The sequence below is a fragment of the Mycobacterium simiae genome, from assembly GCF_010727605.1.
Lineage (GTDB): Bacteria > Actinomycetota > Actinomycetes > Mycobacteriales > Mycobacteriaceae > Mycobacterium > Mycobacterium simiae.
This window is the reverse complement of the sequence record NZ_AP022568.1, coordinates 4,170,569-4,193,696: the sequence shown is the minus strand read 5'-3', so window position 1 is coordinate 4,193,696 and position 23,128 is coordinate 4,170,569. Positions and strand designations below refer to the sequence as shown.

The 23,128-nt window shown below is 65.7% G+C and carries 22 protein-coding genes, 1 tRNA gene and 1 pseudogene; 9 read left to right on the top strand and 15 right to left on the bottom strand.

Going from position 1 to position 23,128, the window contains the following annotated elements:
- Positions 1-148: 148 nt before the first annotated feature.
- The 6 genes from rho to argS form a co-directional block, all read right to left on the bottom strand.
- On the bottom strand, positions 149-2,026 hold the full coding sequence (gene rho / locus G6N33_RS19660) for a transcription termination factor Rho (protein ID WP_101528545.1): 1,878 nt from the start codon (positions 2,024-2,026) through the stop codon (positions 149-151).
- 261 nt (positions 2,027-2,287) lie between these two features.
- Positions 2,288-3,232 carry a homoserine kinase gene (thrB, locus tag G6N33_RS19655; protein ID WP_044507371.1) on the bottom strand — a complete coding sequence of 315 codons (945 nt, stop codon included), beginning with the start codon at positions 3,230-3,232 and terminating at the stop codon, positions 2,288-2,290.
- Positions 3,233-3,269: 37 nt separating this feature from the next.
- Complete coding sequence (gene thrC / locus G6N33_RS19650) at positions 3,270-4,352, bottom strand: threonine synthase (RefSeq protein ID WP_044507373.1); 1,083 nt, start codon at positions 4,350-4,352, stop codon at positions 3,270-3,272.
- Complete coding sequence (locus tag G6N33_RS19645) at positions 4,349-5,674, bottom strand: homoserine dehydrogenase (RefSeq protein WP_044507375.1); 1,326 nt, start codon at positions 5,672-5,674, stop codon at positions 4,349-4,351. The genes thrC and G6N33_RS19645 overlap by 4 nt, the downstream gene beginning before the upstream one ends.
- A gap of 3 nt (positions 5,675-5,677) precedes the next feature.
- Positions 5,678-7,096, bottom strand: a complete 1,419-nt coding sequence (gene lysA, locus G6N33_RS19640; protein WP_044507378.1) for a diaminopimelate decarboxylase — start codon at positions 7,094-7,096, stop codon at positions 5,678-5,680.
- A complete protein-coding gene (argS, locus tag G6N33_RS19635) occupies positions 7,093-8,745 on the bottom strand; it encodes an arginine--tRNA ligase (RefSeq protein ID WP_044507380.1) in 1,653 nt (550 codons plus the stop codon). Before argS ends, lysA begins: the two co-directional genes overlap by 4 nt.
- Positions 8,746-8,870: 125 nt before the next feature.
- On the opposite strand from argS, the gene G6N33_RS19630 reads away from it, so the two are divergent.
- From G6N33_RS19630 to G6N33_RS19620, 3 genes are all read left to right on the top strand, one after another.
- Positions 8,871-8,946: transfer RNA gene (locus tag G6N33_RS19630), tRNA-Arg, on the top strand.
- 397 nt (positions 8,947-9,343) lie between these two features.
- Entirely contained in the window at positions 9,344-10,483 is a 1,140-nt protein-coding gene (locus G6N33_RS19625) for an alpha/beta fold hydrolase (protein ID WP_044507382.1), read from the top strand.
- A gap of 341 nt (positions 10,484-10,824) precedes the next feature.
- Positions 10,825-11,151, top strand: a complete 327-nt coding sequence (locus G6N33_RS19620; RefSeq protein ID WP_044507384.1) for a hypothetical protein — start codon at positions 10,825-10,827, stop codon at positions 11,149-11,151.
- A gap of 35 nt (positions 11,152-11,186) precedes the next feature.
- Here the strand turns inward: G6N33_RS19620 and G6N33_RS19615 are convergent, their stop codons facing one another.
- Positions 11,187-11,837 carry a DUF1345 domain-containing protein gene (locus G6N33_RS19615; protein WP_044507386.1) on the bottom strand — a complete coding sequence of 217 codons (651 nt, stop codon included), beginning with the start codon at positions 11,835-11,837 and terminating at the stop codon, positions 11,187-11,189.
- 296 nt (positions 11,838-12,133) lie between these two features.
- Between G6N33_RS19615 and G6N33_RS19610 the strand changes: the two genes are divergently transcribed.
- On the top strand, positions 12,134-12,406 hold the full coding sequence (locus G6N33_RS19610; protein ID WP_231382440.1) for a DUF732 domain-containing protein: 273 nt from the start codon (positions 12,134-12,136) through the stop codon (positions 12,404-12,406).
- Positions 12,407-12,439: 33 nt separating this feature from the next.
- Here the strand turns inward: G6N33_RS19610 and G6N33_RS19605 are convergent, their stop codons facing one another.
- The gene (locus tag G6N33_RS19605) at positions 12,440-12,937 is read right to left on the bottom strand and encodes an Rv2253 family sensor-like surface protein (RefSeq protein WP_044507389.1); all 498 of its coding nucleotides are present in this window, start codon (positions 12,935-12,937) and stop codon (positions 12,440-12,442) included.
- Positions 12,934-13,470: an NUDIX domain-containing protein gene (locus tag G6N33_RS19600; RefSeq protein ID WP_044507391.1), complete on the bottom strand. Its 537-nt coding sequence runs from the start codon at positions 13,468-13,470 to the stop codon at positions 12,934-12,936. Before G6N33_RS19600 ends, G6N33_RS19605 begins: the two co-directional genes overlap by 4 nt.
- A gap of 59 nt (positions 13,471-13,529) precedes the next feature.
- Between G6N33_RS19600 and G6N33_RS19595 the strand changes: the two genes are divergently transcribed.
- The gene (locus G6N33_RS19595; RefSeq protein WP_044512166.1) at positions 13,530-13,901 is read left to right on the top strand and encodes a nuclear transport factor 2 family protein; all 372 of its coding nucleotides are present in this window, start codon (positions 13,530-13,532) and stop codon (positions 13,899-13,901) included.
- Positions 13,902-13,935: 34 nt separating this feature from the next.
- On the opposite strand, the gene G6N33_RS19590 is transcribed toward G6N33_RS19595, so the two are convergent.
- Positions 13,936-14,952: a methyltransferase gene (locus G6N33_RS19590; RefSeq protein ID WP_049918983.1), complete on the bottom strand. Its 1,017-nt coding sequence runs from the start codon at positions 14,950-14,952 to the stop codon at positions 13,936-13,938.
- A gap of 178 nt (positions 14,953-15,130) precedes the next feature.
- Here G6N33_RS19590 and G6N33_RS19585 point away from each other — a divergent pair, with 178 nt between their 5' ends.
- Complete coding sequence (locus G6N33_RS19585; RefSeq protein WP_044507394.1) at positions 15,131-16,849, top strand: NAD-binding protein; 1,719 nt, start codon at positions 15,131-15,133, stop codon at positions 16,847-16,849.
- Between the two features lie 12 nt (positions 16,850-16,861).
- Here the strand turns inward: G6N33_RS19585 and G6N33_RS19580 are convergent, their stop codons facing one another.
- On the bottom strand, positions 16,862-17,740 hold the full coding sequence (locus G6N33_RS19580; RefSeq protein ID WP_044512170.1) for an LLM class flavin-dependent oxidoreductase: 879 nt from the start codon (positions 17,738-17,740) through the stop codon (positions 16,862-16,864).
- A 68-nt stretch (positions 17,741-17,808) separates the two neighbouring features.
- On the opposite strand from G6N33_RS19580, the gene G6N33_RS19575 reads away from it, so the two are divergent.
- On the top strand, positions 17,809-18,222 hold the full coding sequence (locus tag G6N33_RS19575; protein ID WP_044507395.1) for a VOC family protein: 414 nt from the start codon (positions 17,809-17,811) through the stop codon (positions 18,220-18,222).
- A 49-nt stretch (positions 18,223-18,271) separates the two neighbouring features.
- Positions 18,272-18,661, top strand: coding sequence for a VOC family protein (locus tag G6N33_RS19570; protein WP_044507397.1), 390 nt, complete (start codon positions 18,272-18,274; stop codon positions 18,659-18,661).
- Here the strand turns inward: G6N33_RS19570 and G6N33_RS19565 are convergent.
- The 3 genes and pseudogenes from G6N33_RS19565 to cysD all read right to left on the bottom strand — a co-directional run bounded on the left by G6N33_RS19565 (position 18,658) and on the right by cysD (position 22,039).
- Positions 18,658-19,140 (bottom strand): Rrf2 family transcriptional regulator, encoded by a 483-nt coding sequence (locus G6N33_RS19565; RefSeq protein WP_101528544.1) that lies wholly within the window; start codon positions 19,138-19,140, stop codon positions 18,658-18,660. The genes G6N33_RS19570 and G6N33_RS19565 overlap by 4 nt on opposite strands.
- A 51-nt stretch (positions 19,141-19,191) precedes the next feature.
- Positions 19,192-21,045 (bottom strand): adenylyl-sulfate kinase, encoded by a 1,854-nt coding sequence (cysC, locus tag G6N33_RS19560; RefSeq protein WP_044507398.1) that lies wholly within the window; start codon positions 21,043-21,045, stop codon positions 19,192-19,194.
- A pseudogene (gene cysD, locus G6N33_RS19555) lies at positions 21,045-22,039 on the bottom strand (sulfate adenylyltransferase subunit CysD). The gene cysC and the pseudogene cysD overlap by 1 nt, the downstream one beginning before the upstream one ends.
- A gap of 130 nt (positions 22,040-22,169) precedes the next feature.
- Between cysD and G6N33_RS19550 the strand changes: the two are divergent.
- Positions 22,170-22,595, top strand: a complete 426-nt coding sequence (locus tag G6N33_RS19550; RefSeq protein ID WP_044507400.1) for a PaaI family thioesterase — start codon at positions 22,170-22,172, stop codon at positions 22,593-22,595.
- On the opposite strand, the gene G6N33_RS19545 is transcribed toward G6N33_RS19550, so the two are convergent.
- Complete coding sequence (locus tag G6N33_RS19545) at positions 22,592-23,083, bottom strand: beta-class carbonic anhydrase (protein WP_044507401.1); 492 nt, start codon at positions 23,081-23,083, stop codon at positions 22,592-22,594. The genes G6N33_RS19550 and G6N33_RS19545 overlap by 4 nt on opposite strands.
- Positions 23,084-23,128: the final 45 nt, after the last annotated feature.

Here is a 23,128-nt window from a genome sequence, read left to right as displayed (position 1 = left end):
CCAAAACAACGGGGCACTGGCCGACATTCCCGACGCACAGGTGACGGCGAAACCTAAACCTCGGCGACGTCGGTCGCGGCGCGTCGTGTGCGTGGTTCAAGTGTCGCGGCGACTCACCCGCCGCGGAACGCGGTGTTGCCAGTCACTGTCAGTCACCGTCCATGGCTCCCGGCGTCGTCTTGGACACCTGCACCAAGAACTCGTAGTTGGTTTTCGTCTTGCGTAGCTGCGACATCAGCAGGTCGATGGCCTGATGCGAATCCAGCCCCGACAGCACGCGCCGCAGCTTGTGCACGATGCCGAACTCGTCGGGCGACAGCAGCAGCTCGTCCTTCCGGGTGCCGGACGGGTTGACGTCCACCGCCGGGAAGACCCGGCGCTCGGAGATCTTGCGGTCCAGCTTGAGCTCCGCGTTACCGGTGCCCTTGAACTCTTCGAAGATCACCGTGTCACCGGTGGAGCCGGTCTCGACCATCGCGGTGGCGATGATGGTCAGCGATCCGCCTTCCTCGATATTGCGGGCCGCACCCAGGAACCGCTTAGGTGGGTAGAGCGCGGTGGAGTCGACACCACCGGACAGGATCCGGCCCGATGCCGGCGACGCGTTGTTGTAGGCGCGGCCCAGCCGGGTGATCGAGTCCAGCAGCACCACGACGTCCTTGCCCTGCTCGACCAGGCGCTTGGCCCGCTCGATAGCCAGCTCGGCGACCGAGGTGTGGTCGGACGGCGGGCGGTCGAAGGTCGAAGCGATGACCTCACCCTTGACCGAACGCTGCATGTCGGTGACCTCTTCAGGCCGCTCGTCGACGAGCACGACCATCAGGTGGCATTCCGGGTTGTTCTTGGTGATCGCGTTGGCGATGTCCTGCAGGATCGTCGTCTTACCGGCCTTGGGCGGCGACACGATCAGCGCGCGCTGGCCCTTGCCGATCGGCATGATCAGGTCGATGACACGGGTGGTCAGCCGGTCGGGAGTGGTCTCCAGGCGCAGCCGCTGGTTGGGGTAGAGCGGCGTGAGCTTGCTGAACTCGGGCCGTTTCTTGGCGTCCTCGACCGGGCCCCCGTTGACGCTGTCCAGCCGGACCAGCGGGTTGAACTTCTGCCGCTGGTTGGGCTGCTCGCCCTCGCGGGGCACCCGCACGGCACCAGTCACCGCGTCGCCGCGGCGCAGGCCGTTCTTGCGGACCATGTTCATCGAGACGTAGACATCGTGCGGGCCGGCCAGGTACCCCGACGTGCGCACGAACGCGTAGTTGTCCAGGACGTCAAGGATGCCGGCCACCGGCTGGACGACGTCGTCTTCGCGCAGCTCGGCGTCGCCGCCCTCACCGCTGCGTTCGCCGCGCCGCCGGCGGTCCCGGAATCGGCGACCGCGCCGGCCCTGCCGGCCCTCGCCGTCGTCATCCTGCTGATTCGAACCACCGCGCCCCTGCTGGCCGCCCGAGCCCTGTTGATCCCCACCTTGGTCGCCGGAATCCGACCCGCGGTCTTCGCCCTTGTTGTCCTTCGCGCCGCGGTCGCGGGTGTCGGTCTCCTCGGGGGCGGTGCCGTTGCGGTTCTGTGCCTTGGCACGATCCGACTCGTCGCCGCGGCCGGATGAGCCCGCTTCGCGGGTGGCGGTGCGGCGTTCCCGGCGCGGCGCGGCTTCGGGCGCCGAATCCTGCTGTTCCCCTTGGGCGGCCGGGGCTTCGGCCTTCGCGTTATCTCGGTTCTTTTCTTGGTTCTTGGTTTTGTCGCCGTCGCCGTTGCCGCTGCCCGTGTCGGTGGTCGGGGCGGCCTCGGCGCCAGCGCCGTTCGCCTGGCCCCGGATTTCTTTGATCGCGGCGATGAGTTCGTTCTTGCGCATGCCCGACGTCCCCTTGACGCCGGCCTGGCTCGCCAGCGCACGCAATTCGGGCAGCACCAGGGTCGACAGGGAGCCGGTCGAGACCTTGGATTTGACGTCGGGAGTGGTTGTGGTCACGGCATCCGACAGCTGGTTGCCGTCGGTGCTTTCGTCAGCCGTGAACAGGTCCGTATCAGTCACGGATTTCCTTTCTTCCCCCGCTGATCACGTCATAGGGGGGTCGTTGCAGTCAGCCAAATTGCCGAGTGCGCCCAATCGACTTGCAACGGTGATCGCCTGGAGGGGCGGAGAGAAAGGCGAACCTCGTCCACGAGAAGAATTGGTGTTGTCCCAGCGGCAAGGCAGTATTTATGCAGATGCAGATCCTGCGATTGCTGGACGATGCCGAGGATAGCCCGCATCGGTGATTCAAGCAAGCAAACCCTCCGGTGAGCCTGTGGATTATCCGGTGATTGTGGCACCCGGGCTCCAGCGAACTCCTTCGCCGGGCGTCAGCTGCACCACCCTGAATCCATTGGCGGCACCGTAGTCCAGCGCCTCCGCCGGCAGCTCCGAGTCGGTACTCAATGCGATAACCGATGGACCCGCCCCCGAAAGCGTCGCTGACAGCTTAAGACGCCGCAGCAGCCGCAGATATTCCGCCGACGCGGGCATCGCGGCGGCTCGTTGCGGCTGGTGCAGCACGTCTTCGGTGGCCGCCATCAGTAAATCGGGGCGGCTGGTGAGCGCGACTACCAGCAATGCGGCCCGGCTCAGGTTGAACCGGGCGTCTTCGTGGCTGACCCGCTCGGGCAGCAGCACGCGGGTCTCCGCGGTGGACGAACGCTCATCTGGGATCGCGCAGAACAGCCGGATTCCGGGATGCAGCGCAAGCGGCACTGCCGAATATTCGGCCCGGGCCCCGTTGCCGTCGGTCCACGACACCACCGCGCCGCCCAGCACCGCGGCGGCGGCATTGTCGGGATGGCCTTCAAACTCCGACGCCAGCTGGACCAGCTGCGCCTCGCTCAGCGGTGACGAATCCGTTTGTGCAACAAGGCCGTTCACCGCAGCCAGGCCGCTGACCACCGCCGCGGCCGACGAGCCGAGGCCGCGGGAGTGTGGGATGGCATTTCGGCAGCGCACCACCATGCCGGGCGCCCGCACCCCGGCCGCCTGCATGCCGCGTTCGATGGCGCGCACCACCAAATGGTCCGGGCCCAATGGGACCTGGTCGGCGCCCTCGCCTTCCACCTCAACGACGAGTCCGGAATCGGTTGTCTGCAGGACGATCTCGTCGGAGAGACTCAACGCCAGGCCGATGCTGTCAAAACCGGGGCCGAGGTTGGCACTGGACGCCGACACCGCGGCGCTGGCCACCAGCCCGGCGGGCAGCAGTTGAGTCACCGGCCGGCTTTCGGAGTCGGTGCGCGCCGAGCTGCCACTACGCGAGACCCAGCTTTTCGACGACCAGGACGGGGTCTACCGGCAGTGCAGACACGCTCGGCATATCCCGCAGGGCGGTGTCGGGGTCCTTGAGGCCGTTACCGGTCACAGTGCACACCACGGTCGATCCGCGGGCCACCCAGCCGTCCTCGACGGACTTGAGCAGGCCGGCGATGCTGGCCGCGGATGCGGGTTCGACGAACACACCTTCGGATTGAGCGACCAGATGGTAGGCGGCCAGGATCTCGTCGTCGGTCGCGGCCAGGAACCGGCCGTTGGACTGCTGCTGCGCGGCGACCGCAGCGGTCCACGAGGCCGGCGAGCCGATGCGGATGGCCGTCGCGATGGTCTCCGGGTGGCTGACGGGCTTGCCGTGCACCAATGGCGCCGCGCCGGCGGCCTGGGTGCCCAGCATCCGCGGCAGCTTGTCGGCGATGCCCTCGTGGTGGTACTCGGTGTAGCCCTTCCAGTAGGCGGTGATGTTGCCCGCGTTGCCGACCGGCAGCGAGTGCACGTCCGGCGCGGTGCCCAGCGCATCCACGATCTCGAACGCCGCCGTCTTCTGCCCCTCGATGCGCACCGGGTTGACCGAGTTGACCAACGAGATCGTCGGGAAGTCGGCGGCCATCTTGCGGGCCAGCTCCAGGCAGTCGTCGAAATTTCCGTCGATCTGGATGATCTTGGCGCCGTGCATCACCGCCTGCGCGAGCTTGCCCATCGCGATCTTGCCCTGCGGTATGAGCACGGCGCAGGTGATGCCGGCGCGTGCGGCGTAGGCCGCCGCCGAGGCCGAGGTGTTGCCGGTGGAGGCGCACAGCACGGCCTGCTGACCACGCGCCACCGCGTCGGTGACCGCCATCGTCATCCCCCGGTCCTTGAAGGAGCCGGTGGGATTGAGGCCCTCGACCTTGAGGTGGACCGTGCAGCCGGTCTGCTCGGACAGCCGAGCGGCGTGAATCAGCGGCGTGCCGCCCTCCAGCAAGGTGATCGGCGTCCAGTCGTCGCCGACCGGCAGTCGGTCGCGGTAGGCGGCGATCAGGCCCGGCCACGGCGTGTGCGTGGCGGTACGCGGCGTGCTCATAGGCTGGTTCCTTCTAATCTCAGCACGCTCGTCACACTCTGCACGACGTCCAAATCAGCCAGCGCGGCAACGGTTTCGGAGAGTGCGGCATCGGTAGCGCGGTGGGTGACCACCACGATGCGGGCACCGATCCGGCGCCCGCCTTCGTCCACGACACCCTCCTGACGGACCTCGGCGATGCTGACCTCGCGCTTGGCGAATTCGGCCGCCACGGAGGACAAGACGCCCGGCTTGTCGGCGACATTCATGCTCACGTAGTAGCGAGTCAAGATGAAACCCATTGGGGCGACGGGCAGTTGCGCATACTTGGATTCTTTCGGCCCCCGGCTGCCCAATACCCGGTTGCGAGCCGCCATCACCAGGTCGCCGGTCACCGCCGACGCGGTCGGCGCACCGCCGGCGCCCTGACCATAGAACATCAGCCGGCCCGCGGCCTCGGCTTCCACCACTACCGCGTTGAACGCCCCGTTGACGGTGGCCAACGGATGCGACAGCGGCACCAGCGCCGGGTAGACGCGCGCCGAAACACGTTGCTGGCCTTCGTCAGTGGTGATGCGTTCGCAGATTGACAGCAGCTTGATGGTGCAGCCCAGCGCGTGCGCGGACGCGAAGTCCGCCGGGGTGATCTTGGTGATGCCCTCGCGGTAGACGTCGTCGGACCTCACCGGGGTGTGAAATGCGATGGACGCCAGGATCGCCGCCTTGGCCGCGGCGTCGTAGCCCTCGACATCGGCGGTGGGGTCGGCCTCGGCGTAACCGAGCGCACTCGCGTCGGCCAGCGCGCTGTCGTAATCGGCGCCGGTGCTGTCCATCGCGGACAGGATGTAGTTGGTGGTGCCGTTGACGATGCCGGCCACTCGCACCACCGTGTCGCCGGCCAGCGACTGGGTGAGCGGACGGATAACCGGGATCGCGCCGGCCACCGCCGCCTCGAAATATAAGTCCACATGCGCGTTTTCGGCAGCCTGGGCCAATTCTCCGGTGGACTGCGCCAATAACGCCTTGTTCGCCGTGACCACCGACTTGCCGTGCTCGAGGGCCGTCAGGATCGCCTTGCGGGCCGGCTCGACCGGCCCCATCAATTCGACGACGATGTCCACGTCTTCGCGGGACACCAGCTCATCGACGTTGTCGGTGAGCAGTTCGACCGGGACGCCGCGATCGGCTGCGACGCGTCGGACTCCGATGCCGCGCAACACAAGGGGCGCCCCGACCCGGGCCGCGAGATCTTCCGCACTCTGCTCGATGATGCGGACCACTTCGCTACCGACATTGCCGAAGCCGAGTACCGCTACGCCGACTGGCTTTCCATTACCGGACACAGTTCACCTCACTTCCAAACTCAGCAGATCGTCGACCGTTTCCCGGCGCAGGATCAGGCGTGCCCGGCCGTCGCGTACCGCCACCACGGCGGGCCGGCAGATCATGTTGTAGCGGCTCGACAGCGAATAGCAGTAGGCGCCCGTTGCGGCCACCCCCAGCAGGTCACCCGGCCCCAGATCCCCCGGCACCCAGGTATCGCGCACGACGATATCGCCGCTCTCGCAATGCTTTCCGACAATACGAGCCAGCGCGGCCGGTGCGTCGCTGATCCGCGACACCAGCCGGGCGTCGTACTGGGCGTCGTAGAGCGCGGTGCGGATGTTGTCACTCATGCCGCCGTCGACGCTGACATAACGTCGAATCGCCGTCGTGCTGACCTCGACGTCCTTCACCGTGCCGACCTCGTACAAGGTGATGGTTCCCGGCCCGGCGATGGCGCGTCCGGGCTCTACCACCAACCGCGGGGTCGGCAGTCCCACCGCCGCCGCCTCGTTGTTGATGATCGCGCTCAACTTGGCCGCAAGTTCGGCCATCGGCGGCGGGTCGTCGGAAACCAAATACGAGATGCCTAGGCCGCCACCGAGATCCACGGTGGAGATCTGCGCGGTCTTCTCCACACCGAACTGCGCGACCACCTCTTGCAGCAGTCCGAGCACCCGCCGCGCGGCCAGCTCGAAGCCGGCGACGTCGAAGATCTGCGAGCCGATGTGGCTGTGCAACCCGACCAGCCGCAGGTGATCGGTCGCAAAGACCCGCTCCACCGCCGCCATCGCCGCGCCGCCGGCCACCGACAGGCCGAATTTCTGGTCTTCATGCGCGGTGGAGATGAACTCGTGGGTGTGCGCCTCGACGCCGACGGTGAGCCGCACGAACACGTCTTGGACGACGCCGGCCTCTCCCGCAATGGTTTCCAGGCGCTCGATTTCGGTCATCGAGTCCACGACCACATGGCCCACGCCGGCCTTGACCGCGGCGGTCAACTCCGCGACTGATTTGTTGTTGCCGTGGAACGTGATTCGCTCCGGCGGGAAATTGGCGTGCAGCGCGACGGCCAGTTCTCCGCCGGTGCACACGTCAAGCGACAGACCCTCTTCCGCGATCCACCTGGCTACTTCGCTGCACAGGAACGCTTTTGCCGCATAGTGAACGTTGGCGCCGCCCCCGAACGCCGAGGCAATCTCGCGGCAGCGCGAGCGAAAGTCGTCCTCGTCGAGGACAAACAACGGAGTTCCGTACTCTTGGGCGAGGTCGGTCACCGAGACGCCCGCGATCACGGCCACGCCCGAGTCGTTGCGAATGGTGTTGCGCGGCCACACATTTGGCGCAAGCAGCAACAGATCCTCGGGCGATTGGGGCCGAGGCGGGCTGTCCGCAGGGCGGACTTCTTCGGCGTGCCGGGGGCCGGCGGGATGAACGTTCACATTCTCTCCGGAGCACTGACGCCGAGTATCGAAAGTCCATTGGCGATGACCTGGCGGGTGGCCTGGCACAGCGCCAAACGAGCGGTGTGCAGATCGGAGGCTTGCTCGTCACCCTGAGGCAACACCCGGCATGAATCGTAGAACCGATGGTAGTCACCGGCGAGGTCTTCCAGGTAACGGCAGATCCGGTGCGGTTCGCGCAGCGACGCGGCGGTCTGCAGCACCCGCGGGAATTCACCGATGGTGCGCAGCAGCGCACCCTCCTTGTCGTGGTTGAGCAGTTCCAGGTGGCCGGTATCGGCGACTAGGCCGAGCTCGGCGGCGTTACGGGCCAGCGCCGAAAGCCTGGCGTGCGCGTACTGGACGTAGTAGACCGGGTTTTCGTTCGACGCCGATGACCACAGCGCCAGGTCGATGTCGATCGCGGTGTCCACCGACGAGCGGATCAGGCTGTAGCGCGCGGCGTCGACACCGAGAGCGTCCACGAGGTCGTCGAGGGTGATCACGGTGCCGGCACGTTTGCTCATCCGCACCGGCTGGCCGTCGCGCACCAGGTTGACCATCTGCCCGATCAGCACCTCGACCGTCGCCGGGTCGTCACCAAATGCTGCCGCGGCGGCCTTGAGCCGCGCGATGTAACCGTGATGGTCGGCACCGAGCATGTAGATGCACAGATCGAAGCCCCGTTCGCGCTTGTCCAGGTAGTAAGCGAGATCACCGGCGATGTAGGCGGGTTTGCCGTCGCTTTTGATCACGACGCGGTCCTTGTCGTCACCAAATGCGCTGGTGCGCAACCAGCTTGCGCCGTCCTTCTGGTAAATGTTGCCGCTTTGGCGCAGCCTGGCGATGGCCTGGTCGACGCGGCCGCTAGTGTGCATCGAATCTTCGTGCGTGTAGACGTCGAAGTCGGTGCCGAATTCGTGCAGCGACTCTTTGATGTGGCTAAACATCAGGTCGACGCCGATCTCGCGGAACGTCTCGTGCATCTCGGCGTCGGGCAGCTCCAGCGCGTCGGGCGACTTCTGCAGCACCTGCGCCGCGATGTCGTTGATGTAGGTGCCCGCGTAGCCGTCTTCCGGAGTGGGCTCGCCTTTGGCCGCGGCGATCAGCGAGTTGGCGAATCGATCGATCTGTGCGCCGTGATCGTTGAAATAGTATTCGCGGACCACGTCGGCGCCCTGCGTGGTGAGCAGCCGGCCCAGCGCATCCCCGACGGCGGCCCAGCGGGTACCGCCGATGTGGATCGGTCCGGTCGGGTTGGCCGAGACGAATTCCAGGTTGATCTTGTGGCCCGCCAGCGCCGCGGAGTGCCCGAAGCGGTCACCGGCGTCGATGACGTCGTTGACCACCTTGGCCTGCGCCGAGGTCTCGAGTCGCAGGTTGATGAAACCCGGGCCGGCCACCTGCGCCGAGGCGATACCGTCGGCCGCCACCAGCGCCCCGGCCAGCCATCCGGCCAGCTCGCGCGGGTTGGCGCCGACCTTCTTACCGAGCTGCATCGCCAGGTTGCTCGCGTAGTCGCCGTGATCGGGGTTACGTGGCCGCTCCACCGTGACCGTTTCCGGCAGCGCCGACACATCGAGGCCGCGCTCGGCCAGCACCGCGGATGCGGTGGTCTTGAGCAGCTCAGCCAGGTCAGCGGGTGTCACGAGCGTCCATCCTATTGGTTAGCGTGCCTACGCCCCGAATCCATTGCGGTGACCAAGCAGCCCCCGGGATGCGCTAGTCTGTCCCGGACAGTTTCACGCCCCAGGCGCCGTGTCGATGTGCGTGCGCCCCCGTAGCTCAGGGGATAGAGCGTCTGCCTCCGGAGCAGAAGGCCGCAGGTTCGAATCCTGCCGGGGGCACCAGGTTACCGCAGGTCAATTTGGTTTACGGCCCGCTTCGCGGCGCAGCTGGCCTGACGCCGCCCGGCGTCTGCCGGGGTTGCGGGCTACGGCCCCATTTCGACGACGGATCTCGACGTCATTGCCGGGCTCGACTGTGCTATTCACCGGACGGGATCGCCTGGATCGCGTTCGTAAAGAAGCGGCGATAGTAATGCACCCACTCGCCTCCGTCTAATACCCGGAATTTATTGTCGGCCGCGAGCTCGCGGTCGTAGGGTGTGAGCCGTCGCACTGCCGAAATCACCCAGGTCCGGGACTTCGCCGGTCCACCCCGGGCGCGAGGCGGGCAGCATTCGTTATCCATTCTCCGCAGCCGTGCGGCCATTGCGCTTCGGCCGAAAGAGGGAGTATCCACTCGATGATTCCACGCAAATTATCCGGGCTGCTCGCCGTAGCGGTCTGCTTTTCGGTATTGAGCTGCTCGAGTTCACGACAGGCCAGCAATCCTCATTCGGATACACCCGCGCCGCCCGCGCAAACCGGCCAGCCCGCGGTCATCAATCCGCGTCCAGGGGACGCGATCTTCACCAATTACACGTTCCGCGACGGCGAGACGCTGCCCGAGCTGCGCATTCATTACCTGACAGTGGGCGAGCCACACAAGGATGCCCGCGGCGCGGTGGACAATGCCGTGCTGCTGCTGCATTGGACGGCCGCCAGCAGTCAGGTGTTGGTCACTCAGGAATACAAAGACTCCCTCTTCGCGCCGGGCGCGCCGTACGACGTTTCGCGATTCTTTGTGATCATTCCCGATGCGATCGGCCACGGAAAATCCAGCAGGCCCAGCGAGAAGCTCGCAGCTAAATTCCCGCATTACACCTATAGCGATATGGTGGACCTACAGCACAAATTGGTCACCGAAAAACTGGGCGTCACGCATTTGCGGGTCGTATCGGGGATGTCAATGGGGTGTATGAACACCTGGCAATGGGCAGAAAACTATCCGGACATGATGGATGCGGCCATGCCTGTAGCGTGCTTTCCGGCGCCTATCAGTGGACGCAACTTGTTCTGGCGACGAATTGTCGTGGATAGCATCAAGTCCGATCCGGCCTGGGCGGGTGGAAATTATCAGCAACAACCGCCCTCGTTGATTCCGGGCATGCTGTTGGCCCGGACGCTGGTGGACGGAGTACCCAACCTTCAGGACGAAGCGCCCACCATCGACAAGGCCGATGCGCTGGTCAAATCCACCAAACAGCAGTCCGCCACGCAGGACGCGAACGACTACATCTACACCCTCGAGGCGTCGCGCGACTACAACGCTGAACCAGACCTGGGCAAAATCAAGGCAAAAGTGTTCGCCCTCAACTTCGCCGACGACGAGTACTACCGCGACAGCCTGCAGATCGCGGAGCGTGACGTGCCCAAGGTGCCGACGGGACGGCTGATGGTCCGACCGATCTCGGCCGGTTCGGCCGGCCACTCCTCGATAGCTCACCCGGCACTGTGGAAAAGCCAGGCCGCGGACTTCATCGGCTGGCTGAACCAGGCGTGATCGCACGCACATGAAATGGCTGCCACGATGTGCCGTCGCTGCGCGTTTTCCACCGCAGCGCCGCCATCGCCTCGGTCGCATGCCGAGCTCACAGAAATATTCGGTCTGGGCGGCACCGCTACCTTTCAATTCGATATGGGTTCGACCGTGATCGGCTACCTGTCCGCCGTTTGCTGATACGTTCCGATTCGCATGCCTCGCGAGCGGAAACACGGTGAGAAGAGGGCCTAGTCATGAGGATCGCGACATTCATCGCAGGTACTACCTTATTTGCCAGCTGGGCTATCTCGTCGGCCCCGTCCGCCCCGGCCGAGCCACGGGGCACCGTCGATGAATTGAAGATGAACGGGGTCTACCACTATGCCGACGAGGACGGGGACACCGGAACCTGGACGATCGATACCACCTGTAGACAGGTGTGCGTCGCCCACGTTTGGACCGCGCCGGGACAAGGGTTCAACGCTCCCCTGATCGACGGCCAGTACACCGTAACGCGCACCATCCCCGAGGCTGCGATCTGCAGCAACGATCTCAGCCAACACCCGGTGACTGTTCGACAATCCTGGGATCCGTTGACGCTCACCGGCATTGCAATATTTCTGGACAGCTCCGCGCCCTGCGGCCTCAACGACCCGCACGACACTTTCACGCTCACCAAACTGAACTAGGGCTGCGATGTCTTGGGACATCTGGTCGACTTCGATCACACCTTGGCACCCAGTCCCGCAATGAGATTGACCGTCACCGCGAGAACGACCGCACCAAGCAGGTAAGAAATCAGCGCGTGCCGCAACACCGTTCCCCTGATGGACGTCAGGTTGATCTCGGTGTCCGACACCTGGTAGGTCATGCCGACGGTGAAGGCGACGTACGCGAAGTCTCGGAACCGGGGCGGCTCCTGGTCATGGAAATTGATCCCCCCGGGATCGCCGGAGTAGTAGAGCCGCGCGTAATGCCCGGTGAACAGCGTGTGCACCGCGAGCCACGAAGCGGCCACCGTCAGAATGCCGACGACGGCGGCTTGCAGCGACTCGGTGCCCGAACGCGACGCGGCGGCCACCAGGTAACCGACGCCGCCCAGACTCGCGATGCTGGCGGACAGGATGACCGCGTCGGCGAGCCAGCGAGTCGGGTCCTCGCGCGTCGCCCAGACGCGGGTTTGGTCGGCATTCATTCGGTAGAAAAGGAGCTGCGTCCACCCGACGTAGAGGCCGGCCGCGGCGACCCAACCGGCCAGCGCAAAACGCCACCCGGCCGCATTACCTACCACGATCGCCACACCAATTCCGAGTAACACGGCAAGCGTTATCCGGACTGCGACGGTATCGCGGAACGACTTCCTCCAAGACGCCACAATCCGACCTAACCATTCGCTGCGCCCACTCGGGCACCGCGCCTGTTGCCGCGCAGTGAAATTCGTCCGGTCAAGTTTGCCGATCGGCTCGCAAGGCGCGCCCGCCTCCCCGGCGACCGCCCAGCCTGACCGGGATGACCTCCGATACGCCGGCGCACGCGTCACCCCGGAGGACAATTTGCTCGATTCGCCCATTTGCCGCGCACGTCACTGCCCCGGACCGCATACTGAGCCCGTTCTGCCGCCCCTCACAGACAAGGAACACGACCGTGATATCCATCCGCACACTTTATTTGTTGAGTGCCCCCGCGATGTTGGCCACCGCATTAATGCTCGGCACCGGAATCGCAGCTGCCGACGACGACGCCTACCTCGCGCAGATTCACAAGATCGGTCTGACCGGCGATAAGGACGGTCTGATCCAGCTCGGACACTTGATTTGCGCCGACCGCAGCGCCGGCGAGACCCCTGACCAGCTGGCCCAGGTGGTGCAGAGCAAGAACCCCGGGATCAGCCTCAGCGACGCGACCGGCGTGGTCAGCGCCGCCGAATCGAACTACTGCCCGTAGGGGGTGATGGGGCCGCCTTGCCCGCGAACCCGCTCACGCCGCAGCAAACGCCGCCACCGGCATCTCGACGGTCCCGCGGCACGGGCCGCTGGCGATGTCCGTATGCCAGGTGCCGCGCAGCGATCCGTCCGGTTGGGGGCGATAAAACGCCCATGACTGGGCGGGCGCCCATATCTTCGGAATCCCTTCGCCCCTATAGCAATCCCACTGGAAGTCGAAGCGCTCCACCCACCGCGTTCCGTCCCAGGCGTAGTGCGACGGCTGCGGCAGCGTCGGGTTCTTCGGGACGGGTCCGTTGGTGGCGGTGGCTACGCACGTGCCGGCCGAACAGGACGTCACGAAGACGTAGTCGGCGCTGAACGTCGGTTCGGCTTGCCCGGCCGCCATGCTGGTGCCGGTTTTGTTGGCGGCGTAGCGCACCAACGAGTATTTGCCGTTCCACGCCGGTGGTGTCGCGTGCGCGCAAACCGCAAGGGCTCCAAGGGCTATCGCGGCACCGAGCACCGCAAGTAATCGCGTGCACCCGTTCATCGGTCGTGCAGCAAGAACAGGCCGTAGGCCGCGAGCGATTGCGAGTCCACGATCTGCCCCGAACGCATCATCTCCTCGACGTCTTCGCGAGAAAACCATGCGCTGCGCATGTCCTGTTCCTCGTGCTCGCGCTCCGAGCGGCCCTCGCTGATCCCGGTGGCCAAAAAGACCCAACCCCGCTGGCTGGTCATCCCGGGAGCGACGTCGAGCAATCCGAGCGGCTCGAACGACGTTGCGCTGAGCCCGGTTTCCTCGCGCAACTCCCGCGCGGCCAGCTCGGCGGGCTCCGCCTCGGCCAAATCGGGGGCGGTGCCCTGCGGGAACTCCCAGCGACGCGCACCGACCGGATACCGGAACTGTTCGACTAGCCGGAACCGACTCCCGTCATACGGCACCACCAGCGCGTAGACCGGCTTGTCGACCACGGCGTAGATGCCGGGACTGCCGTCCGGCCGGCGGATGTCGTCCTCTCGGAAGATCAACCACGGATTCCGATATACCTCGCGCGACGAGACGCGTTCGATGAATGGCACATTGCTCAGTATTGCCAACCCGAAGCGACGGCCAGGGCAACCGGGTAGCGTCCAAGGCCATGCCGTCTCCTGAAGCCATCACGCAGACTGTCAACAGCTATCTCACCCTGCTCGCCAAAGGCGCAACCGACGAGATTGTGAACCTGTACACCCCCGACGCCACCATCGAGGATCCGATCGGCGCGGATGTCCTGCGCGGCCACGACGCGGTCCGTGCGTTCTACACGGCCATCCAGGACGCCAAGAAGGAAACCGAACTCGCCGAAATCCGCGTCGGCGGCAACGAGGCGGCATTCTTGTGGCATCTCACCCTCGACGCCGGCGACAGCCGCACCCGCATCTCCCCCATCTCGGTGATGACGTTTGACGACGAGGCCAGGGTTGCCTCGATGCGGGCGTTCTGGTCGCCCTCCGACGTTCGCGTCCTGTAACGCAAAGCCGTTACCGCCGAACGCAATCCGGGTCTCACGCCAAGGCGGCCTCGAGCGCGCAATAGGACCCCGAGCCGGTGACCGTGCGCTCGAGGGCGAAGCCGCCGCGGGCCAACAGGTGATGCCACTCGGACAGGCTGCGCTGCCGACCGCCGACCATGCCGAGCATGAGGATGTCGACCAGCGCCGCACGGTCTTGCGCAGCACCGTCGGGTACCACCATGTCGAACACGACCAGGCGGGCATCGGCCGGCGCGGCTGCGGCGATATTGGCCAGGATGCGCAGGGCCGGGGCGTCATCCCAGTCCTGCAGCACCGCCGACAGCACGTACACGTCGGCGGTCGGCACGCTTTCGAAGAAGTCTCCCGGGCGAACCGTCACCCGGTCGGCCAACCCGGCCGCCTGCACGGTTCGGCGCGCCGCGGCGACAGAAGTCGGCAGGTCGTAGACGATGCCCCGGCGTTCGGGACGACGATCGAGCAGCTCCACCAGCAAGCTGCCATCCGCGCCGCCGATGTCTGCAACCGTTGTGCCCGCGGGCAGGTCATACCTGTCGAGCAGATCGCCGCGGCCGCCTCGCGTGAACGCGGCCATCGTCTCGTTTTGCAACTCGGCAAGTTCGGGGTCGTCGTTGATCCACTCGAAGAACGGCTTGCCCAACGACAATGTCGCCGCCGGTTGTCCGGTCCGCACCGCGTCCGCCAAGCCTCCAAATGCCGCGTAGTGCGTCCGCCGGAAGTAGCCGGCCAACTTACGCAGCGAACCAGCGTGGCCGTCGGCGAGGGTACGCCCGAGCGCGGTGAGTTCGACGGTGTCGTCGCGCGTGTGGAAGATCTCGTGGCGAGCCAAGAACCGGATGATGCGTCCCAGCGGATCCGTCTTGGCACCCACCGCCGACGCAATGTCGTCCACCGCGCGCGGCCCATCCAGCAACACATTCGCCACACCAAGTTCCGCGACCGCAAACAGCGCCTGCGACAGCACGAAACCACCGAGCAGGTCAAGCATCTTCGGCCCGAGCTCGAGGTCGGTCACGTTGAGCTCCGTCACGCCGACCGAGACTATGGTCGGCGCTCGGCGGTGACCAGCCTCCGGACGCAAGGTTTCGGCCGATTAACGCGGCCCCCGCAGGTGGGCAGTCGGCTAGCACAAATCGGCGCGGTGGTTGATAGTCATAGCAGGTCAACCGGCCGAGACCTCGGCTCCGACGACACGAAACGGGCTGGGTATGCAACGTCACATCATCGTTAGCGGCGACGACGCCTTAGCAACAACAATCGTCGACGAGCTGAAGAGCGCCGGTGCCCGCGTCGTCATACTGTCCGCCGACAACGACCTCGCCGACCTCGGGATCACCCGGGCGCTCGCCGTGATCTGCGCCGGCAACGACGATGCGCGAAATCTCGAAATCGCCTTGTTGGCAAGGAAAGCCAATCCGGATGTGCGAGTGGTGGCCCGGCTGGCCAACGATGTGCTGCGTGGGGCGGTAGGCGTCGACAACGGACCCGGGGCGATTCTGGATGTCGCCCAGCTGGCCGCGCCGTCGGTGGTCGAGGCGTGCCTGGCCCACACCGCACACCCATTCGAGGCGGCGGGCATCCAATTCCTAGTCTCGGGTTCCGAGGCGCCCTACGATGCCACGCTGCGCGAGATTTACGCGGATCTGGCACCGGTCGCGGTGATTCACGGCGACAACTCGCCGACGCCGGGACTGTTCCAGACGTGCCCGGGCCGAGACCTGCGGGTGCACGCCGGTGACTGGACGGCCATGATCGGCACCGTCGAAGAGCTTGCGGCGCGGGGCATCCGTCCGCCGCGGCCGAATCGGACGCGCACCCGCCAGCGTCGGCTGCGGCGCGCCGTCGACGCCGCGCGGGCCCTGCGCAGCGACATCAACCCGATGTTCATGCGGGCGGTGACCGCGCTGCTGGCCGTCTTGATCGGCTCGACGGTGTTGTTGCGTTATTGCTATCAGCCACAGTCGAAAATGACCTGGGTCGACGCGTTGTACTTCAGTACCGAGACGATTGCGACCGTCGGTTACGGCGACTTCAGCTTCCTCGCCCAACCGACCTGGCTGCGCCTGTTCAGCATCATGTTGATGTTCGGCGGCCTGATCACCACCGCCGTGCTGGTCGCGTTTATCGCCGACCTGCTGCTCTCGCGCCGGTTCGCCCACACGGCCGGTCGCCGGCGGGCGCGCCACCTACGCAATCACGTCGTGGTCGTCGGGTTGGGATCGTTCGGTAGCCGGGTCGCCGCCGATTTGACCGCCGCCGGATACGCGGTCGTGGTGATCGAGTTCGACGAGAACAACCGCTATCTCGAGGCCGCTGCCGAACTCGGAGTCCCGGTGATTTTCGGGGATGCGACGCTGCGCGAGACCCTGCTGGCGGCCCGGGTCGACACCGCCCGCGCGGTGGCGGTGCTGACCCACGACGACATGACCAACATCGAGACCGGGATTGTGCTGCGCGAGATGCTGAGCCCGCGGGTGATGCCGGAGGTGGTTCGGCGCGACGTGCCGATCGTGCTGCGCATCTACGATCACGCTCTGGGTAGTGCCGTCGCCGACCGGTTCGGGTTCCATGCCGTGCGCTCGACTGTCGAGCTGGCCGCGCCATGGTTCATTGGTGCCGCAATGGGACTGCAAGTGCTGGGCACGTTCTCGGTCGGGCAGCGGTACTTCATGGTCGGCGGTATGCATGTCGCGGCCGGCAGCGAGCTCGATGGTCTGCGAATGTTCGAGCTGTCCACGCAGACCCGGGTCATCGCGATCACTCGCGACGACTCCCCGGTCCAGCTGCACCCTCGTCGCGATGCCCGGCTACGGGCCGGCGACACCGTCTACGTCGTCGGCCCGTACCGCGAGCTGATGGCGACGCTGCTCAAGGGCCAGCCGCCGCTGTACCCCGACGTCAGCGGCCAAGAACGCCTGCCCGCATAAGGGGCGACCGGTTTAAAGCCGCCCGGCCACGTCTGCGGCGCGCCGCACCTGATCGAGGTCCGAGCTGGTCGGGATCAGCTGAACTTCGTCGGTGCCAATCTGCTCGAACTTCCGCAGCACCGCCAGCAACTCGTCCTCGCTGCCGGCCCAGCCGGTCACCGGGGCCATCGCGTCGACGAACTCGGCCGGTATCCAGTTCATATAACGGCGCAGATGGCGATGCACCTGAGCGCGCGACTCCTCGGGAGCGCCGAAGGCGAACCAAAACGACGTCGCCAGGTGCGGTTTTCCCTTGCCCGCCGCCGCCCACGCTTGGCGAGCCACGTCGTACAACTCGTTCTGCTTGTCGACATCGAGGTCCAGGGTGGTGCCGGCCAATCCGTCGGCCCAGGCGGCCGCGCTGCGGATGGTCTTCGGTCCGATGCTGCCGACCAGCAGTGGCGGGCCGCCGGGTTGCACCGGTGGCGGCCCGACCGGCAACACCGACCCGGTGATTTTCTCCCCTGCCCACACCCGCTTCATCACCGCCACCCGCTCGGCCATGTCACGCCTCGTCTGGGTCGCGAGGTCGGCGCCCACCGCGTGGTAGTCCTCCTGCCGGCCCCCCACTCCCAGACCCACGGTCAACCGTCCGCCACACAGCAGATCGCCGGTCGCCAGCCCCTTGGCCAACAGCACCGGATCGTGCAGCTGCGGGACGATCACCGTCGTCACCAACCGCACCCGCGTCGTCCAGGCGGCCAACGCACCGAGCAGCGTGAGACTGTCGGGATTGCCGAACGCGATGCGTTCACCCCACGCCAGCGCCGAAAACGGTCCCTCGTCGACGGTGCGCGCCCAGGTCTCGAGAACCGAGGCGTCCAGGTCCGGCTCCATCACCGGCATCGTCATTGCGATCTGCACGACCGCGATTGTGGCACGCCCGCTGCCCGCGTCCGTTGAAGTGGCAGTATGGTCCGGTGGCCCTAACGAATACGTCCATTGCCCATGTCCGGCTCACCGTCACCGACATCGAACGATCCCGCCAGTTCTACGAGAGCGTGTTCGATTGGCCGGTGTTGCTGGAAATTCCGACGAACGCGGACGAGGCGACCCGTGAGGAGTTGAGCTTCTTGTACGGCGGCGTCATCTACGACCTCGGTGGCACGCTGCTCGGACTGCGGCCGGTCGCCACCGACCGCTTCCACGAGGACCGCACGGGCCTGGACCACATCGCCTTTCGGCTGGCCACCAGGGACGAATTAGACGCTGCCGCAGCACATCTCGATGACGTCGGCGTCGAGCACGAGCCCGTCAAGGACATTGGACCGTCATACATTCTGGAATTCCGCGACCCGGACAACATCGCGCTGGAGTTGACCGCACCCAAGTAGGGCAAGGGCGTTGTCGGCCGGCCAGGACGGTGGTTGACTGGAAAGAACTATGAGCATCAGTTTCAACCACACCATCGTCGCCGCCCGCGACAAGCACGAGTCCGCGGAGTTTCTCACCGAGCTTTTCGGCTTACCCAGCCCGAAGCCATTCGGCCACTTCATGGTTGTCCAACTCGAGAACGGCGTGAGCCTGGATTTCGCCGACGCGCCTGAGGGTGACGACATTCGGCGCCAGCACTACGCGTTTCTGGTCTCCGAGCCGGAGTTCGACGAGATTTACGGCAAGATCCGTTCGCGCGGCCTGCAGCACTGGGCGGATCCGCGGCAAAGCCGGCCGGGCGAGATCAACCACAACGACGGCGGGCGAGGAGTCTATTTCCTGGACCCCGCCGGGCACGCGCTCGAGATCCTGACGCGGCCCTACGGATCAGCGGTCTAATCGACCAGCGGAGCCCCGTGCCGGACGCTCTCCTGACCCCGGTAGTCGTCGGCGAGTTTCGCCACGTGCTTGGGCAGGGACCCGGATGCCACGTCCGCCAGCGTCGTCTCCTCCAGCACCGAGCGCATGCTGGCCCGCAGCGCCCGCCAGACATCGGCGAGCGGTGCCGTGGGTCCCGAGTAGGGAAGGTCACCGAGACCAATGTCGCGGACGCTGGCCAACGGTCCGTCGATGCAGCGCAGCACATCGGCGATGCTGATTTGGTTGCCGGGGCGCGCCAGCTCATAGCCGCCATCGCGACCGCGGTGGCTGCGGACCAGGCGGTCGGTGCGCAGGTTGGTCAGGATGTCGACCAGAAACTGCGGAGGTATGCCCTGTGCCTGGGCCAAGTCGTCGGTCTTGACCAGACTGCCCTTGTCCGCGGTGGCGAGGTGGATCATTGCCCGCACCGCGTACTCGGCTTTCGCTGACATCCGCACCCTGAGGATTGTGCCACCCGACGCGAATCGAGGCGGATGCTCGGGTGCCGGCTAGCCCCGTGACTCCAACAAATCGATCACACTTTGCGCCAGTTCCTCGAGCGGGCGGTCCGGGACGAGCCGCAAATCGGGATTCTTGGGTCGCTGGTAGGGGCTGTCGACACCGGTGAAATGTGTGAGTTCACCGGCGCGAGCTTTGGCATACAAGCCCTTCGGATCACGCGCCTCGCACTCGGCGAGCGGGGTATCGCAGAAGACTTCGAAGAACTCAAACCCGGCGTCGGCGTGCACCTTACGAGCCATCTCGCGGTGTTCGGCCAGCGGGCTGATGGCGGGCACCAACACGGTCTGGCCGGAATCCGCCAGCAGCATCGCGACGTGGGCCAGCCGACGCAGATTCTCCGCCCGGTCGGCCATGGAAAAGCCCAGGTCCGCATTCAAGCCGTGCCGGAGGTTATCGCCGTCGAGAACGTAAGCGGGAACACCTTTTTCGAGCAATTTTTGTTCGACCAGCATGGCCACCGACGACTTACCCGCACCCGACAGACCGGTCAGCCAGACCGTCCGTCCCCGCGACGCCCGGTCCGCCGCGGTCACCAGCGACTGGTGCCGAACGGTGTTCGGGCTCGCCTTCTGTGCCTTGACATCACGCAACACCATGCCCGCCGCGACGGTGCCGTTGGTGTTCGGATCGATCAGGATGAACGAACCGGTGCTGGCATTACGGGTGTACTCGTCGAGCAGCAAGGGCACCTGAGTACGCAGCGAGATACGGCCAAGTTCGTTGAGCTTCAACGCCGTAGCGGTCTTGTCGCGGTGCAGGGTGTTGACGTCGAGCCGGTAGTCCAGTGCGGTGACCCGCGCACGGGTGGTTCGGGTGGTGTGTTTGATGACGTAGTCGCGGCCTGGCTCCAACGATGCGGCGTCGGCCATCCAACAGACGGTGGCGTCGAATTCTTGAGTGACCCTGGGCTGGTTGTTGGTGCGGGCGATCATGTCACCTCGCGATATGTCGATGTCGTCGGCAAGGCTGATGGAGACGGCCATCGGTGGAAACGCCTCGTCTATCACGCCATTCGGGCCTTCGATCGCGGTGATCTTGCTGGTCTTGCCGACCGGCAGCACCACCACCTCGTCGCCCGGACGCATCACTCCGCTGGCCACCGTTCCGGCGTAGCTGCGGTGGTCGTGATGTTCGTGGGTCTGCGGGCGGATGACGTACTGCACCGGGAAGCGCACGTCGACGAGGTTGCGGTCACCGGCGATGTACACCTCTTCCAGGTGCGAGAGCAGCGCCGGACCTTCGTACCAGGGCGCCCGATCCGATTTGGTCACCACGTTGTCGCCGTGCAGCGCCGAAAGCGGGATGGTCGCCACGTCCTGCACGTCCAAACGTGCCGCGAAGGAGTGGAACTCGTCCTTGATCGCCTCGAACTTCGACCGATCCCAGTCGATCAGATCCATCTTGTTGACAGCCAGCACGATGTGCTGGATGCCCAGCAATGAGGCCAGGAACGCGTGCCGGCGGGACTGCTCGAGCAGACCCTGCCGGGCGTCGACAAGCACGATCACCAGTTGCGCGGTCGATGCCCCCGTCACCATGTTGCGGGTGTACTGGATGTGTCCCGGGGTGTCGGCGATGATGAATTTTCGCCTGGGCGTAGCGAAGTAGCGGTAGGCGACGTCGATGGTGATGCCTTGTTCGCGCTCGGCGCGCAGACCATCGGTGACCAGCGCAAGGTCGGTGTAGTCGTGGCCCCGCTCTTTGGACGTCTTCTCGACCGCAGCCCATTGGTCTTCCATCACGGCCTTGGAGTCGTAAAGCAGCCGACCGATCAGCGTGGACTTGCCGTCGTCGACCGAGCCGGCGGTTGCGATGCGAAGCAGTGTCGTCGGTGCAGCCATCAGAAGTAACCCTGTCGTTTCCGGTCTTCCATGCCGGCTTCGGAGATGCGGTCGTCGGCCCGGGTGGCGCCGCGTTCGGTCAGCCGGGACACCGCGGTTTCGGCGATCACCTCCGACACCGTGGCGGCCTCGGATTCGACACAGCCGGTGCAGGTGACATCACCGACCGTGCGGAACCGCACCGTCTTTTCCATCACCCGCTCGTCCGCCCGCGGCTGCATGTGCCGATGCACGGCCAGCAGCATGCCGTCACGCTCGAAGACCTTGCGCCGGTGGGCGTAATAGATCGGCGGCAACTTGATCTTCTCGGCGCCGATGTAAGACCAGATGTCGAATTCGGTCCAGTTCGACAGCGGGAAGACACGGATGTGCTCACCCTTGTGGTGCCGGCCGTTGTAGAGGTTCCATAACTCGGGCCGTTGCGCCTTGGGGTCCCACTGCCCGAACTCGTCGCGGAAACTGAACACTCGTTCCTTGGCGCGCGCCTTCTCCTCGTCGCGGCGCGCCCCGCCGAACGCGGCGTCGAATTTGTTCTCCCGAATGGCGCGCAGCAACGTCACCGTCTGGATCGGGTTGCGAGACGGGATGGTCTCGACGACCCGGCCGGCATCGATGTCCTCCTGCACCGATGCCACCACCAGGCGCACCCCGAACTCTTCGACGAGTTCGTCTCGGGTCGCGATCACCTCGTCGAAGTTGTGACCGGTGTCGACGTGCATGACCGGGAACGGCAGCCGCCCGGGACGGAACGCCTTGAGAGCCAGGTAGAGCATCACGATGGAGTCCTTGCCGCCGGAAAACAGCAGCACGGGCCGCTCGAACTCCGCGGCGACCTCCCGGATGATGTGGATGGCCTCGGCCTCCAGCGAGCGCAGATGGCTCAATTCGTATTGGCCGGCCGAGGGACCTGCCGCTACCCCACTAGTCATGGCTTCCTTCGTCGCAACCCGCGTATCCGGATAAACTTGGTCGAACTGACCATGTTAACGGTCATTGGCGTTTATAGAACCAGCCCGCCGCGGCGGTGTCAATGGGCAAACAGCCGGAGCCGCGCACCCGACAGATCGCGCCAGTCGCGGCGCCCGCTCTTCCCCTGCGGCCGGCCATTGCGAAAGCATGGGCGGATGACCACCTCCTCGTCGCCCGCCAGCGGGCGCGACGTCATCGCGCAGTTCCTTCCGCAATCACCGTTCGTCGCCAAGTTAGGCATCGTCGCCGATCAGCTCGGCGACGACGAAGTCCGGCTACGGCTGCCGTGGGATCCGTCCAACGTCACCGTCGGCGACATGGTGCACGGTGGTGCCATCGCCACCCTCGCCGATCTCACCGTCATGGCCGCGGCGTGGTGCGGCGCCGAAGCACCCCCCGATCTGCGCGGCGTCACGGTATCGATGGCGCTGGACTTCATGGCGCCGGCCCGGGCCACCGATGTGATCGGGGTAGGCCGAGCGCTGCGGCGGGGCCGTTCACTGACCAACTGTGAAGCCGAGATCGTCGACCCGCAGGGCAGGCTGATCGCCAAGGCCCTCGCTACCTACAAGGTCGGTTAGAGGGTTATCTCCTCAAGCTTGCCGCTGGCGACGTCGAAGACGAAGCCGCGCACCGATTCGTGCTTGGTGACAAACGGGCTGTTCTCAATGCGGCGCAAGGACTGCCGAACGTCCTCGGCCAGGTCCGGGAAGGCCTCGGTCGCCCACGGCGGCTTGACGCCGGTTTCGTCCTGGATGCTGCGCTTGAAGTCGTCGTCGTTGAAGGTCAACATGCCGCAGTCGGTGTGGTGGATCAGGATGATTTCCCGGGTGCCCAGCAGCCGCTGGCTGATAGCCAACGATCGAATGACATCGTCGGTGACGACGCCCCCGGCGTTGCGGATGACGTGCGCCTCGCCCTCGTTGAGACCGAGGAGGCGATACACGTCGAGCCGGGCATCCATACACGCGACGACGGCGAGATGTTTGCTGGGCGGCATCGGCAGGGGCCCTGTGAACGAGCTCGCGTATTCCGCGTTGCGGGCGAGGTAGTCGTCGGTCACCGTCACGGCACGCCTCCTTGAGTCCGGTTTCTGGGCATTCTGCATCGCCGG

What these genes read in the sequence shown, in the direction of transcription:
- thrC (WP_044507373.1), bottom strand. Translation starts at nt 4,352, where the DNA reads ATGAGCACGCCGCGTACCGCCACGCACACGCCGTGGCCGGGCCTGATC.
- G6N33_RS19625 (WP_044507382.1), top strand. Translation starts at nt 9,344, where the DNA reads ATGATTCCACGCAAATTATCCGGGCTGCTCGCCGTAGCGGTCTGCTTT.
- G6N33_RS19570 (WP_044507397.1), top strand. Translation starts at nt 18,272, where the DNA reads ATGAGCATCAGTTTCAACCACACCATCGTCGCCGCCCGCGACAAGCAC.
- cysC (WP_044507398.1), bottom strand. Translation starts at nt 21,045, where the DNA reads ATGGCTGCACCGACGACACTGCTTCGCATCGCAACCGCCGGCTCGGTC.
- G6N33_RS19580 (WP_044512170.1), bottom strand. Translation starts at nt 17,740, where the DNA reads ATGACGATGCCGGTGATGGAGCCGGACCTGGACGCCTCGGTTCTCGAG.
- G6N33_RS19605 (WP_044507389.1), bottom strand. Translation starts at nt 12,937, where the DNA reads ATGAACGGGTGCACGCGATTACTTGCGGTGCTCGGTGCCGCGATAGCC.
- G6N33_RS19585 (WP_044507394.1), top strand. Translation starts at nt 15,131, where the DNA reads ATGCAACGTCACATCATCGTTAGCGGCGACGACGCCTTAGCAACAACA.
- G6N33_RS19620 (WP_044507384.1), top strand. Translation starts at nt 10,825, where the DNA reads ATGAACGGGGTCTACCACTATGCCGACGAGGACGGGGACACCGGAACC.
- G6N33_RS19550 (WP_044507400.1), top strand. Translation starts at nt 22,170, where the DNA reads ATGACCACCTCCTCGTCGCCCGCCAGCGGGCGCGACGTCATCGCGCAG.
- G6N33_RS19595 (WP_044512166.1), top strand. Translation starts at nt 13,530, where the DNA reads ATGCCGTCTCCTGAAGCCATCACGCAGACTGTCAACAGCTATCTCACC.